We start from the raw sequence: 13,460 nt of genomic DNA, 5'->3' as shown, positions 1-13,460 counted from the left end.
TCCTTGCTCAGTGCTGCGCTTGAGAAGAGGAACGATGACCAGCGCTCCGGAAGAAGTAGAGCAGAACCTGGAGTTTGTCCGGGGTGAACCCTGGTGGGCCAAACTTCTCAAATGGGGTTTGATCCTCGCGTCCTTAGGTGTGCTGTTCTACGGGGCAACGGTCTTGTCCGCAGCAGGGCATTGGATGTTCGTTGTGCTCGTCGCGTTCGTGGGCATGGGTGTGCTAGTCATCTACGGCACGCGTAGGGCTATTCCCTTCAAGTATCTCTACCCAGGCATCCTCCTCGCGCTGGCTCTCCAGGTCTGGCCGATTCTCTACACGGTCGGGATGTCCTTTACGAACTACGGTTACGGTCACCTGGTTAGCAAGGAGGAAGCGATCCGGGCGATCGAGGCTTCCTCGGTTCAGCAGGTCGCAGGGTCAGAGCGCTACGGCCTTTCTATCGCGGTGCCGGAAGGCCAGGAACCGGCCACCGGGGATCTCGTCTTTCTTCTCACCGCCCCTGACGGAACGACGAGCGCGGGGACCGTCGATGGTCTCGAACCCCTCGACCCAGAGACGCTGACCACGGGGATGCGTGACCGAATCATCGAGGCCGACGGCTATTCCGTCCTGAGCAGCAGCCAAGTGAACGCCCGCTCCAGCGAGCTGAACGAGTTCGCCGTGCCTACGGACACAGGGGGAATCAAGATGATCGGCCTGTCCGAGGCGTTCATCGGGGAGCCCACCAGGACCTACGACGAGGCGACGGACACCATCACCGACAACGTGACGGGTCGCGTCTACGTCGCCCAGGATGCGCGATTCGTGCCCGAGGACGGAGTCGGGGTCGCGCTGCCGCAGGGCTGGGTTGAGAATGTCGGGTTCGACAACTACACCCGAGCGATCACCGATCCCCAACTTCGTACCGGCTTCATTCAGGTCATTCTCTGGAATTTCGCGTTCGCCTTCTTATCGGTGATTACCACCTTCTTGTTGGGGATGTTCTTGGCTCTCCTGATGAACGACCCAAGGCTCAGGGGGAAGGGTGTGTATCGATCACTCCTCATCCTCCCGTACGCGCTCCCTGGCTACATCACCGCATTGGTTTGGGCCTCCATGTACAATCGAGACTTCGGCCTCATCAACAATCTGTTCAACCTCAATATCAACTGGCTAGGCGATCCCACCATGGCGAAGATCGCGATTTTGCTCACGAATCTCTGGCTCGGGTTCCCGTACATGTTCATTGTCTGCACCGGCGCCCTCCAGGCGATCCCGAGCGATGTGCGGGAGGCAGCGGCTATCGACGGAGCGAGCGCCTTCCGAACGGTGTGGTCGATCATCATGCCGCTCCTGCTTGTCGCAGTGGGACCACTGCTCATCGCCAGTTTCGCCTTCAACTTCAACAACTTCGGCCTGATCTTCCTCCTCACCGGCGGTGGGCCGTTCACTGGCGGGCAGAGCATGATCGGTTCGACTGATCTGTTGATCACGATGGCCTACCGACTGGCTATCGGGGGAACGACGCCGAACTTCGGGTTCGCCGGTGCAATCTCGGTGTTCATCTTCATCATCGTGGCGGTTGTCAGCTATCTCGGCTTCCGCCAGACCAGCGCCCTTGAGGATGTGAACTGATGACCCAGCTCCAGCCAGACTCCGCGATTCAGCCGGAGGTTCAGCCCACGAAGGGAAAGTTGCGGGGCCGGTCGACTCCGTTGCGCTCCCAGTACAAGACTGGAGTCTGGTGGCGGCACCTCTTCGCGATGTGCGCTCTGGCCTTCGCCTTGTTCCCGATCGTGTTCATCGTCTCCTCCGCCTTCAACAACGCCGGCACTCTCTCGACGGCGGGGTTGTGGCCAAGTTCGCCGGGCGTCCGTAACTTCGAGAAGTTGTTCAATGACCCGATCCGCCCCTACTGGACCTGGATGAGGAACTCCATCCTCATCTGCGGACTGGGCGCCATCTTCACCGTCTTCCTGGGAGCAACTGCGGCTTACGCCTTCTCGCGACTTCGCTGGCAGGGGCGTCGTGCGGGCTTGCTAGCGATTCTTTTCGTGCAGATGTTCCCCGCCATCCTGGGGTTCGCTGCCATCTACCTGACGTTCGCCCGTGTGGGGGAGCTCTTCCCCGGCATCGGCCTGAACACCCTGTCCGGCCTGATCCTGGTCTACCTGGGAGGCGCGATGGGTGCGAACATATGGCTGCTCAAGGGCTATTTCGATACTGTTCCGCGCGAACTTGACGAGGCTGCAAGGGTTGATGGGGCTTCGCATGCGCGCATCTTCTTCACCCTGACACTGCGCCTTGTCTCACCGATCCTGGCGACCGTCGGGATGCTGGCGTTCGTCGGTTTGTGGGGCGAGTTCCTCCTCGCCAGCATCTTCCTGACTAACGTGGACAGCCAGACCCTGGCCGTTGGCCTATGGCAGACCAGGAACGCAGATCAAGACAGGCTCTTCGGTCAGTTCGTCGCTGGTGCGTTGATCGCGTCAGCACCGGTCGTGATCCTGTATCTGGCTCTCCAGCGCCAACTCATCGGTGGACTCACCCAGGGGTCGGTCAAGTGACGGAGACGCGCGAGTTCTACCACCGTCCACACCATGATGGGTCGCCCCTCTACTGCTCCCCCAGCCGCCCGGTGCTCGGTGACGAGGTCACCGTCCGTTTGCGCATCCCCACTGATGAGTCGGTCACGGTGCAGAGCGTGCACGTTCGCTACCTGGTCGACCATGAGCCGCGTTTCGTGGCCGCAAAGGTTGTCAGCGAATCCGAGGCCGAAACGTGGTGGGCAGCGACAATTCAGGTTGCCAACAGTGTGACCAATTACCGGTTCATTCTCGAAGGTGCCGATGGCAACTACGTGTGGGTCAACGGAACAGGGTCGCACGCCCGTGACGTCCCAGACGCTTCGGACTTCAGGTTGGTGTCCAAGTCCGCCCCGGACTGGGTCGCGGACGCTGTCGTTTACCAGATATTCCCCGATCGGTTCTCTCGGTCAGATGCTGCTGATGCGCGAGATCTTCCTGCGTGGGCGATTCCAGCCGATTGGGACGACGACGTCCAGACCGTGATGCCTGGCGTGGCTGCTCAACTCTATGGCGGCGACCTAGATGGGGTTATCGAGCGGCTGGCGTACCTCGAAGGCCTCGGCGTCAATGTCCTGTACCTGACCCCGTTCTTTCCCGGCGAATCCAACCATCGTTACGATGCTGAGACGTTCGGGGCGGTCGATCCGTTGCTCGGCGGGGACGCGGCCATGGTACGGCTTGCTGAGGCGGCCCACGAACGCGGAATGCGCGTCATGGGTGATTTCACGACCAACCACACCGGAGTTACTCACGAGTGGTTCCAGGCGGCGATATCCTCTCCGGACCACCCGAGCCGAGATCACTACTACTTCGGCCCTGAGCACGAGCCCCTCGGCTACGCCACATGGTTGGGAGTTCCGACCCTCCCGAAGCTCAACTATGCGAGCGACGACCTGCGTCAGCGGATATTCGAGGGCGATGGCAGCGTTGTAGAGCGGTGGCTACGCCCACCGTTCAACTTGGACGGGTGGCGAATCGATGTGGCCAACATGTCGGGGCGCTTCGGCGAGTGGGATCACTACAACGACGTCCAACGTCTAGTGCGCGAGTCCGCCACCCGGGCTAACGCCGACGCGCTTGTGGTCGCAGAGCACTGCCATGACCTGGCACGGGATGTTGACGGGACTGGCTGGCACGGAGCCATGAACTACTCCGCCTTCACCAGACCCGTGTGGACGTGGTTACGGTCAACCGAGACCGCCCCCAACTTCCTTGGTTCTCCTCTCATGGTTCCTCGTCGCGGAGGGGTGGCAGTCGTGGAAACGATGCAAGACTTCATCGCGCAGGTTCCATGGGAGGTCACCCGATCGAGTTGGAATCTGCTCGGCTCTCACGACACCACTCGCATCACGACCCTGACGGGTGAGGACCAGCAACTGGTCGAGGTCGCCGCGGGACTGCTGTTCACGATGCCCGGGACTCCGATGATGACCTACGGCGACGAGGTCGGCATGCTTGGTGAATGGGGGGAGGACGGTCGCCGACCCATGCCGTGGTCGGAGACGAACGAGGCCAACCCGTATTTCCAGGCGTACACGCGCCTCATTCACGCCCGACGTGGCAGCACGGCTCTCCGCGAGGGCGGGCTTCGCTGGGTGTTAGCGACCGAGGATGCCATCGTTTTCGTGCGTGAGCACCCGGACGAGTCTGTCCTTGTGCATCTGTCTCGCCAAGCGCATGACCCCATATCGATTCCATGCTCGGCCTTCCCCGGAGTGCTGGATGGGTCGAATCGTTTGGGACAGGCGCCAGCATTCGGCGAACAAGACCTTGTCTTCTCGGCCGACGGGCCGGGTGTCAACCTCTGGTCGTGGCGGCCCCTCCTGCCCCAGGAACTCCAGTCCCTGCTTACCCGCGCTGAGGTGCTGTGACGACGGCCCCAACGCACTCGTCACGTCGGAGCGAGAACGGAGCCGGGCGGGGACGCTTGGCCGACCTCGCGGCATACGCGGGCGTCAGCGAGGCCACGGTCAGCCGCGTCCTCAACGACAAGCCGGGCGTCGCCGCGCGGACCAGGCAGTCGGTGCTCACCGCGCTCGACGTGCTCGGTTACGAGCGGCCGACCAAGCTGCGGCGCAGCAGCGCCGGGCTGATCGGGCTGGTCGTGCCCGAGCTGACCAACCCGGTCTTCCCGCTCTTCGCCCAGGCGATCGAGACGCAGCTGGCCGGTGCGGGCTACACGCCGGTGCTGTGCACGCAGACGCCGGGCGGGGTGCACGAAGACGAATACGTCCAGATGCTGCTCGACCGCAGCGTCTCGGGGATCGTTTTCGTCAGCGGTCAGCACGCCGATACCCGGGCCGGCACCGGCCGCTACACCTCGCTGCGCGAGCAGGGATTGCCGATGGTGCTGGTCAACGGCTATCGGGACGATGTCGATGCCACCTTCGTCAGCCACGACGACCGCGCCACCATGCACCTGGCGGTCAAGCACCTGCGCGACCTAGGGCATACCAGGATCGGGTTCGCGACCGGGCCGTCGCGCTATGTCCCCGTCCAGCGGCGGGCGGAGGCCTTCCGAGAGGCGATGGCCGACCTGCCGGGGGTCGACCCGCAGGACCTCATCTGCACCACGATGTTCACCATCGAGGGCGGTGCCGCCGCGGCCCGGCAACTGGTCGAGGCCGGTGCCACCGCGGTGATCGCGGCCTCCGACGTGATGGCGCTGGGAGTCCTGCGCGCGGCCTCGCGGCTGGGCCTGTCGGTGCCGACGGACCTGTCGGTCATCGGTGGTGACGACGTGCCGTTCATGGGCTTCGTCGATCCGCCGCTGACCAGCGTCCGGATGAATGTGTCCGCGATGTCCGAGGTCGTCGTGGGCGCCCTGCTCGCCGAGATCGCGGGCGACCCGGTGGAGCACCGGGAGTACCTCTTCTCGCCCGAGCTCATCCTTCGCGGCTCGACCGCTCCGGTGCCGAGCGCCTGATCACTCGCTCCTCCTGCGTGGGCTCGACCGTGGTCGTTGTGACCTCCTGATCGCGCCGGTGTGCATTCGTCGCGGCTGATGTGCAGATGTGGCTGTGCGCTTTCTGCGCCCAGGCACCCGACACGCAACACCAGATCTGCACAGTGCAGGACACGCCGAGCGTGGTGGTCGTCGGACGGGGTGGGGCGGGGTGGAGCGATCGCGCGCGGCATGGCGGACTGGGTGGGGCGGGGTGGAGAGAGCGCGTGCCGGGTGCTTCAGCCCCGCCCCGGTGCTCAGCCCTGGGTCGCGGCTCTCCGGGCGGCGGTGAGGGTGCGGAAGAGCTCGACCAGGTGCGGCTCGTCCTCGACGCGGAACTGGGCCGCTGTCTCGCCTTCGCCCACGCGTACCGTGAGCCGCCGCGCGGACCGGGCCTCGTCGTCGTTGGCCGCGAGCGCTGCGAACGCGTGCTCATCGGTCACGTCGTCCCCGGCGTAGAAGACGGCGTCGACAGCCAGCTCGTCGGCGAGGTCGACCAGCGCTGCTCCCTTGCCCACGTGGGCCACGGCCAGCTCCACGACTTCCTTGCCCGGGGTCGAGACGAGGCTGGTATGCCGTGCCCCCAGGGCGGCGGCCGCGTCCAGCGCTGCGGGTCCGGCGACGGGGTCCATGCGCCGTGTATGCACGACCCGACCTGCAGGCTTCTCCTCGACCCACACGCCGGGGTGCTCCTCGACGAGATCAGCGAGCTCCTCGTCGAGCACGGCGAGCATGCCCTGCTGGTCCTCGGTGAGGGCCAGCCCCTCCGGGTGGCGCGAGTCCTCGGTGCCGTGGCTGCCGATCAGCACGAAGTCGGCCGGCGCGCCGGACAGCTCGGCCAGATCGCGCAGGGACCGGCCGCTGACCAGGGCGACCTCCACCCCGGGGAGGGCGGCGAGCTCGGCGAGTGTCTCCATACCGCCCTCGACGGGACGGGAGTCCCGGGGATCGGGCACGAGCGGGGCGAGGGCGCCGTCGAAGTCGGAGGCCACGAGCAGGGTCGGGCGGGCGGCGAAGGCCTCGACGGCTGCGAGCAGGTCGGGGGAGAGGGGCATCGGGCGGGCTCCTGGTCGGTGGGGTGAGGGCTCTGCGGGGACTACGTGAGGACTACTGAGAACTACTGCGGACTACTGCGAAGGGGGCGCCGATGATGTGCTGGCGCGCTTGCTGGGCCGCTCGGGGGCGGCGGCCAGGGCGTCGAGGAACTCCGCGGCCCAGGTCTGGACGTCATGGGCGCGGACCTTGCGGCGCAGCGAACTCATCCGGCGCCGCTTCTCGCCAGGGGCGTCCCGGATAGCCCGCAGGATGGTCTCCTTCAGGCCCTCGATGTCGTGCGGGTTGACCCGGTAGGCCGAGCGCATCTCCTCGGCGGCACCGGTGAACTCGGACAGCACGAGGGCACCGCCGCCGTCGTGGCGAGCGGTGACGTACTCCTTGGCGACGAGGTTCATCCCGTCGCGCAATGGCGTCACCAGCATGACGTCGGCGACCTGGAAGAAGGCGGCCATCTCGGCCCGGCCGAAGCTCTGGTGCAGGTAGTGAACGGCGGTGTCGCCGAGGTGGGAGAAGTCGCCGTTGATCCGGCCGACCGTGGCCTCGATCTGCTCGCGCAGCACCCGATAGGCCTCGACGCGCTCGCGGCTCGGCGTGGCGATCTGGACGAAGGTGACCTCCGGCGGAGCGATGTCGCCGTCCTCGAAGAGCTCGCCGATCGCACGCAGCCGGTGGCGGATGCCCTTGGTGTAGTCGAGGCGGTCCACCCCCAGCAGCACCACCTCGGGGTTGCCCAGCGACTCGCGGATCTCCTGCGCCTTCTCGGTGACCTCGTCCTGGCGGGCCAGCTCCTCGAAGCCAGCCACATCGATCGAGATCGGGACGGCGGCCGCGCGGACGGTGCGGGGCGCGGCGCCCAGTCGGTCGTCGTCCGCGCCGCCCCAGGTGATGACATCGCCCTTGACGGAGGCGCCGAGCACCGCGCGGCAGGAGCGGTTGAAGTTGCGGGCGTCGTCCGGCCGCTGGAAACCCAGGAAGTCGGCGCCGAGCAGGCCGCGCAGGATCTGGGCGCGCCAGGGGAGCTGGGCGAAGAGCTCGACCGGTGGGAAGGGGATGTGGTTGAACCACCCGATGCGCAGGTCGGGACGGCGGTCCCGCAGCAGCGCAGGGACCAACTGCAGCTGGTAGTCGTGCACCCACACCGTCGCGCCCTCGGCGGCCACCTCGGCCACCGCCTCGGCGAAGCGCTCGTTGATCCGGCGGTAGGCGTGCCACCAGGACCGGTGGAAGGTCGGCGGCACGATCACGTCGTGATAGAGCGGCCAGAGCGTGTCGTTGGAGAAGCCCTCGTAGTACTCGTTGAGCTCGATCGCGGTCAGCGGCACCGGGTGGAGCCGCAGCTTGCCCTCGTCGAAGGGCTCGGGTGCCTCGCCGGGGAAGCCCGCCCACCCCACCCAGGCGGCCTCGCGGTCGCGCATCACCGACTCCATCGCGGTGACCAGACCGCCGGGGCTGGTCTTCCAGGTGGTGGTGCCATCGGGGGCGACGTGGCGGTCGACGGGCAGCCGGTTGGCGGCGATGACGAAGTCGAAACCGGCGGCGGACACGGGCTGATCGGACGGAACCATACGGACCCCTCACTCGTTGAGTTTCCTCGGGACCAACCCTAGTTGTCCCCGACCACCGACACATCCCGGGTGACCTCCGCCCGGCCCAGCACCCCACACCCCGACAGACCAAGGCCACCGATCTGAGCGCTCCGGGGCCAGCCTGACCCACCAGGGGGGAGAACGGCATACCGTGGAACCTGTGACGACCGAGTTGCCCCGCACGCCCGGCGCGGACGAGACGCGCCCGGTGCCGGTCGGCGACCCCCGGCGGCTCGGGGTCTATGACCTGCATGAGCGGCTCGGCGAGGGCGGGATGGGCGTGGTCTGGCGGGCGACAGACGCCCGCCACCCCGACCGGGACGTCGCGATCAAGGTGCTCCGCCAGCACATCGCGCACGACGACCAGGCGCGGGAGCGGCTGCGGCGCGAGGTCGAGACGCTCGCCCGCGTGCACCACCCGCGCGTGGCCGCGGTGATCGATGCCGACGTGGACGGGTCGGCGCCCTACATCGTCACCGAGTACGTGCCCGGACCGCCCCTGGACACCATCGTCGCCGACCGCGGGCCGCTGCGGGGCGAGGCGCTGCTGCGGCTCGGGCGAGGCCTGGGGGAGGCGCTGCACGCCATCCACGGCGCCGGCATCGTGCACCGCGATCTCAAGCCGGGCAATGTGCTGATGATGGGCTCCGGCGAGGTGCTCGACCCGGTGGTCATCGACTTCGGGATCGCCCAGGTCGCCGACGACGTGCGGATGACGATGACCGGGATGGTCATGGGCACCCCCGGCTACCTCTCGCCCGAGGTGGTCGAGGGCGGCGAGGTGACCGAGGCCACCGACTGGTGGGGCTGGGCCGCGACCCTGGCGTATGCCGCGTCCGGCCAGCCACCCTTCGGCCGGGGACCGCTCACCGTCGTGCTGGACCGCGTCCTGCGGGGTCGGCTGCACCTGGAGGGCGTCGACCCCCAGCTGGCGCCGCTGCTCCAGGCGGCGCTCGATCCTGATCCGATCCGCCGCCCGACCGAGGCGCAGGTGCTCGACGGGCTTGAGCGGTATGCCCGGCGGGAGGATGTCACCGGGGCGCTGCCCCTGTGGATGGTCCACGACCTGGACCACACGCGGATGCACGACGAGCCGACCGCGACCCGGGTGGCTCCGGTCCGCTCGCCGGTGCGGGAGCGCGGGGCGGACTGGCGTGATGCCTCGGGCGGGCCTGGCGCGGGGGGCGGTTGGGCTGCGCCGCCGGCGCCCGTGAGGGAGCCGCAGTGGCGCGAGCCGCAGCCGGTGCCGGGTGATCGCTATCCCGACTCCTACCCCGTCCGGGAGGAGGGACGGGGAACCTCTCCGACCGGGGGTGCGACGCCATACCCCCTGGGCCCGCAGGGCGGGGTGGACCCGCGGATCGGCCGCAGCGCGCGGACCGGGTCGCTGGCTGCGTTGCTGGTCGCCTTCGTCGGCCTCGCGACGGTCGCCCCGTTGCTCGCCTGGGGCCTGTATGCCGTGTGGGGCATCGCCGCGCGCACCGTCGACCGGAGCTTGACCTCGCTCGTGCTGCGCCGCCACGAGGCAGGACGGCGCCCGAGCGACGTGCCGATGGCGGTGCTCGCCTCGCCCTTCCACCTGCTGTCCGCCGCGGTCGGGACCTTCTTCGGGCTGCTGCTGCCGTTGGGGCTGGCGATCATGGTGGCCGTCGTCCTCTCCGGCTTCGTCACCTCGACCGAGCTCATGTATGACGTGACCGCCACCCATCCGATCGCGATCGGGATCGGGTCGCTGATCGGTGCGATCGTCGGCTGGTGGGGGCTGGCCTCGACCTCGCTGCGGCGCGGTTCGCGGACGCTGCTGCGCGGCACTGTGCGCTCCGGGGCGCCGAGTGCCGTGCTGGCGACGGTTCTGGTCGTCGGTGGTGGCGCGCTCGCCGTGTGGACCGTGCTGCAGGGCGGCTCGGTCTCGTGGTGGCCGCTCAGCGCGGACTTCGACCCGCGCGAGTGGGCGCCCTGGCTGCCCTGAACGGTCGCGTGTAGCACCTGGTGGGGCAGGTGGGTCGGGTGTGAAACGCGTGATGCTCGTCACATCTGCTTCCGCTCGTGCGCTGGTGTGCCCTAGCGTGGACGCGCTCGTCACAACAGTCCCAGCAGTCCCGATGGCATCTCCCTCGCATCGGGCGGTGGCGGGCCGACACCGACAGTCCCGGAAGGACGCCCTGCCGATGCCCCCTGCCAAGCACCGCACCACCCCTGCGCGCCGCGGCCTGCGCCGCGCCGGTAGCGCCGCGATCGCCGGAGCGGCCTCGGTCGCCGGCGTCGGCCTGGTCGCCCAGCCGGCCGCCGCGAACGACAACGTGTGGGACCGCGTCGCGCACTGCGAGTCCACCGGCAACTGGAGCATCAACACCGGCAATGGCTTCTACGGCGGCCTGCAGTTCTGGCACCCGACCTGGACCAGCTTCGGTGGCGGCGAGTTCGCCCCCTATGCCCACCAGGCCACCAAGCTGCAGCAGATCACCGTGGCCCAGCGGGTGCTGCGGGTGCAGGGCCCCGGCGCCTGGCCGGTCTGCTCGGTGCGCGCCGGCCTGACCATGACCAACGGCCTGGCCCCCTATCCGGGTCAGGACGCGCCTGCCCCCGCCCCGGCTCCGTCCCCCGCGCCGGCTCCCGGCACCTCGGGCACCTGGTACGTCTCCGCCACCCCTGGCGCCAACATCCGCTCCGGCCCGTCGACGTCGCACCGCATTGTCGGTGGCGCGTCGACCGGCAGCCGGATCACGGGCACGCTGTCCAACGGCTGGGTCCGGATCGCCGATGGGCGCTTCATCAGCCAGACCACCCTGACCACCTCGGCGCCAGCACCGGCCCCGTCGCCCAGCCCGTCGCCCTCGCCGAGCCCGGCACCTCCGTCGGCCAGCGGCACGTGGTGGGTCAGCGCCAACGTGGGCGCCAACATCCGCTCTGGCCCCGGCACCAACTTCCGCGTCGTCGGTGGAGCTGCCAAGGGCACCCAGATCACCGGCACCCTGTCCAACGGCTGGGTGAACATGGGCAACGGTCGCTTCATCTCGCACGCCACCCTCACCGGCACCAACCCCGGTGGCAGCACTCCTGCTCCGGCTCCGGGCGCCGGCGAGGTCCAGACCTGGCGGGTCAACGCGCCCATCGGGGCCAACATCCGTGCTGGCGCCGGGACGAACACCGCCGTCATCGGCGGCGCCAGCCACGGCACCACCGTGCGCGGCACGCTGTCCAACGGCTGGGTCAAGCTGGATGGTCGCAGCGGCTGGATCTCGGCGAGCATCCTGGTCCAGACCGGCTGATCCCTGTCGTCCGGGAGACGTGAGCTTGCCCCGCCACCTGGGGCAGATTGAGCTTGCCCCGCCACGTGGGGCAAACTGACCTGCCCCGCCGACCCTGCCCGTCTGCAGCGCGAACGTGGCGTGCCGACCGTGGCGAGGGCGCTCCGGGGCGCCGGGTAAAATCACTGATTGCTGCTCGGGCGCCTCCACGCGCCCGACCCAGCGCTGGAGTGGCGCAATCGGTAGCGCACCTGTCTTGTAAACAGGTGGTTGCGAGTTCGAGTCTCGTCTCCAGCTCTCCGCACCGCCGACCCGCAAACTGTCCGGCCGACGCGCCGACCAGCACCGGCTCATTCGTGCCCGGGCGCGGCTGAGCCGGTCGAGGCCGGGCGTGCCGCGGGACGAAGTGCACTGCGCTCGCCACCACACCCCCTCGCAGCGCTGTGTCCTGGTCAGACACCCGGCCCGACACCTCACCTATCCTGGGGTGCCATGACCTGGGAGCGGCACCGGCACATCGGTCTGGCGTGGGCGCTGCTCGCGGGCCTGCTCCTGGTGGTGGGCAATGGCGTATGGCGTTACACCGGTGGGGGAGTGGCGCTCAGCGATGATCTTCCCGGGGCCTTTCTCCGCGTCGTGGTTGTGGGCGTGATCGTGCTTGCCTACCTGCGCTCCGGCGGTCGCACGACCGCCACCTGTGAGGGACTGGTCGTCCACGACGGCGTGCGCGAGCACACGATCGCCGCCGATCAGGTTGCCCAGATCCTGGAGGACCGCAGACGCGGCGGCGGGCTGGCGGTGCTCAAGAGCGGCCGTCGCCTCGAGCTGCCCGGCGTCCCCGCCAAGGACCTGCGCACCCTGCAGCGCCAGCTCAAGCGCTGACTCCGCGGTCCGCGCGGCGACTCAGTCCGCGCCGCGTCCGCGCTCACCGCCGCGTCACACTCACCGCCGCGTCACACTCACCGCCCCGTCTCACTCACCGCCCCGTCTCACTCACCGCCACGACTCGACATACTCCCGCAGCGCCTCCCCGACCGCGTTCAGCACCGGCCACGCCTGCCCCTCGGCGCCGTGGCTCCACCCGCCGGTGGTCACGGCCACGACATACCGGCGCTCGCCGTCGAGCACGATCCCCGCATCGTGCGAGACGTTCGCCAGCGTGCCCAGCTTGTGCTTGAAGATCACGTCCCCACCGAGGGCCTCAGACAGGCCGGAGGTGAAGTACTGCTCTCGCAACTCGCCCAGCAGCACCGCCGAGGACTCCTCCGACAGGAGCTCGCCCTGGGCCAGCAGCCGCAGCATCATCGCCACATCCTCCGCCGTCGTCGTCACGACATCGCCCACCGCGTGGTGCGTCCCGAGATCGACCGGGCTGAACGTCGTCCCCTCCAGACCGAGCTCGCGCAGGTGCGATTCGACCACCTCCCACCCGACGTGGCCGGCGAGGCGGTCGGCGCAGGAGTTGTCGGACACCCGGATCGCGTAGCCGAGCGCGCTGCCCACCGTCGCGCACGGCCCGCTGCCCACCACCACGTCATCCAGCCCCAGCTCACCGTCGTCCACCAGATGCAGGGCGCTGTAGGCGACGAAGAGCTTGTAGAAACTCGCCGGGTAGACCGGGAGATCCTCCTGGTATGCCGCCTGCTGTCCGGTCTGCAGGTCGATCACCATGACACCGACCTCACCCTCCAGCCCCTCGGCCGACGCCCGCGCCGCGTCCGCGATGCCCTCCAGCGCCCGCGCGCTCTCCGCCTCCTGGGCAGCCTCGCCGGGTCCGGTCGTCCGCGTGCTGTCGTCGGGCTGGCCATCATCGGGCGCGCTCCGGCCACCTTCCCCACGGTCGGACCCACCGCTGCCGCCGGTCGACGTGACGGGCTCCGTCGACGTGACCTCCGTCGAGGTGACGGTCTCGGTCACGCTCGGCCCGCCAGCCGGCTCGGGCGCCTCCACCTGGCCGCAGCCCGCGAGCAAGGACAGGGGGACAGCAGCAGTGACAGCAAGAGGCATCGTGCGGCGGCAGCGTTGTCGTCGCATGGCACCAGACCTTAGCGAGCC

General features: G+C 68.5%; 10 protein-coding genes and 1 tRNA gene. 8 read left to right on the top strand and 3 right to left on the bottom strand.

What is annotated here, in order from left to right:
• Positions 1 to 34: 34 nt before the first annotated feature.
• From ACQBAT_RS12695 to ACQBAT_RS12680, 4 genes are read left to right on the top strand one after another with little or no spacing between them, the layout of a single operon-like run.
• Positions 35 to 1,618: an ABC transporter permease subunit gene (locus ACQBAT_RS12695; protein ID WP_420747661.1), complete on the top strand. Its 1,584-nt coding sequence runs from the start codon at positions 35 to 37 to the stop codon at positions 1,616 to 1,618.
• The gene (locus tag ACQBAT_RS12690; RefSeq protein WP_420747662.1) at positions 1,618 to 2,550 is read left to right on the top strand and encodes a sugar ABC transporter permease; all 933 of its coding nucleotides are present in this window, start codon (positions 1,618 to 1,620) and stop codon (positions 2,548 to 2,550) included. The genes ACQBAT_RS12695 and ACQBAT_RS12690 overlap by 1 nt, the downstream gene beginning before the upstream one ends.
• Positions 2,547 to 4,442, top strand: coding sequence for a glycoside hydrolase family 13 protein (locus ACQBAT_RS12685; protein ID WP_420747663.1), 1,896 nt, complete (start codon positions 2,547 to 2,549; stop codon positions 4,440 to 4,442). Before ACQBAT_RS12690 ends, ACQBAT_RS12685 begins: the two co-directional genes overlap by 4 nt.
• A gap of 56 nt (positions 4,443 to 4,498) precedes the next feature.
• Entirely contained in the window at positions 4,499 to 5,497 is a 999-nt protein-coding gene (locus tag ACQBAT_RS12680) for a LacI family DNA-binding transcriptional regulator (RefSeq protein WP_420747664.1), read from the top strand.
• Positions 5,498 to 5,772: 275 nt separating this feature from the next.
• Here ACQBAT_RS12680 and otsB read toward each other — a convergent pair whose 3' ends face one another.
• Both otsB and ACQBAT_RS12670 read right to left on the bottom strand, forming a co-directional pair.
• Positions 5,773 to 6,570, bottom strand: a complete 798-nt coding sequence (otsB, locus tag ACQBAT_RS12675) for a trehalose-phosphatase (RefSeq protein ID WP_420747665.1) — start codon at positions 6,568 to 6,570, stop codon at positions 5,773 to 5,775.
• A 72-nt stretch (positions 6,571 to 6,642) separates the two neighbouring features.
• The gene (locus ACQBAT_RS12670) at positions 6,643 to 8,136 is read right to left on the bottom strand and encodes an alpha,alpha-trehalose-phosphate synthase (UDP-forming) (RefSeq protein WP_420747666.1); all 1,494 of its coding nucleotides are present in this window, start codon (positions 8,134 to 8,136) and stop codon (positions 6,643 to 6,645) included.
• A 181-nt stretch (positions 8,137 to 8,317) separates the two neighbouring features.
• Between ACQBAT_RS12670 and ACQBAT_RS12665 the strand changes: the two genes are divergently transcribed.
• From ACQBAT_RS12665 to ACQBAT_RS12650, 4 genes are all read left to right on the top strand, one after another.
• Complete coding sequence (locus ACQBAT_RS12665; RefSeq protein WP_420747667.1) at positions 8,318 to 10,126, top strand: serine/threonine-protein kinase; 1,809 nt, start codon at positions 8,318 to 8,320, stop codon at positions 10,124 to 10,126.
• 199 nt (positions 10,127 to 10,325) lie between these two features.
• A complete protein-coding gene (locus ACQBAT_RS12660) occupies positions 10,326 to 11,426 on the top strand; it encodes a transglycosylase family protein (protein WP_420747668.1) in 1,101 nt (366 codons plus the stop codon).
• Positions 11,427 to 11,629: 203 nt separating this feature from the next.
• Positions 11,630 to 11,702: transfer RNA gene (locus tag ACQBAT_RS12655), tRNA-Thr, on the top strand.
• 195 nt (positions 11,703 to 11,897) lie between these two features.
• A complete protein-coding gene (locus ACQBAT_RS12650; RefSeq protein ID WP_420747669.1) occupies positions 11,898 to 12,287 on the top strand; it encodes a hypothetical protein in 390 nt (129 codons plus the stop codon).
• Between the two features lie 111 nt (positions 12,288 to 12,398).
• On the opposite strand, the gene ACQBAT_RS12645 is transcribed toward ACQBAT_RS12650, so the two are convergent.
• Positions 12,399 to 13,439 (bottom strand): serine hydrolase, encoded by a 1,041-nt coding sequence (locus tag ACQBAT_RS12645; RefSeq protein WP_420747670.1) that lies wholly within the window; start codon positions 13,437 to 13,439, stop codon positions 12,399 to 12,401.
• Positions 13,440 to 13,460 lie beyond the last annotated feature (21 nt).

The sequence above is a fragment of the Ornithinimicrobium pulveris genome, assembly GCF_050261105.1.
In the GTDB taxonomy this organism is placed as follows: Bacteria; Actinomycetota; Actinomycetes; order Actinomycetales; family Dermatophilaceae; genus Ornithinicoccus.
Note: the sequence above shows the minus strand (reverse complement) of the source record. Positions and strands in the feature narration are given on the sequence as shown.

Excerpts from the sequence above, each read along its gene's own strand:
- ACQBAT_RS12695 (WP_420747661.1), top strand. The coding sequence starts at position 35 with ATGACCAGCGCTCCGGAAGAAGTAGAGCAGAACCTGGAGTTTGTCCGG.
- ACQBAT_RS12650 (WP_420747669.1), top strand. The coding sequence starts at position 11,898 with ATGACCTGGGAGCGGCACCGGCACATCGGTCTGGCGTGGGCGCTGCTC.
- ACQBAT_RS12670 (WP_420747666.1), bottom strand. The coding sequence starts at position 8,136 with ATGGTTCCGTCCGATCAGCCCGTGTCCGCCGCCGGTTTCGACTTCGTC.
- otsB (WP_420747665.1), bottom strand. The coding sequence starts at position 6,570 with ATGCCCCTCTCCCCCGACCTGCTCGCAGCCGTCGAGGCCTTCGCCGCC.
- ACQBAT_RS12660 (WP_420747668.1), top strand. The coding sequence starts at position 10,326 with ATGCCCCCTGCCAAGCACCGCACCACCCCTGCGCGCCGCGGCCTGCGC.
- ACQBAT_RS12645 (WP_420747670.1), bottom strand. The coding sequence starts at position 13,439 with ATGCGACGACAACGCTGCCGCCGCACGATGCCTCTTGCTGTCACTGCT.
- ACQBAT_RS12690 (WP_420747662.1), top strand. The coding sequence starts at position 1,618 with ATGACCCAGCTCCAGCCAGACTCCGCGATTCAGCCGGAGGTTCAGCCC.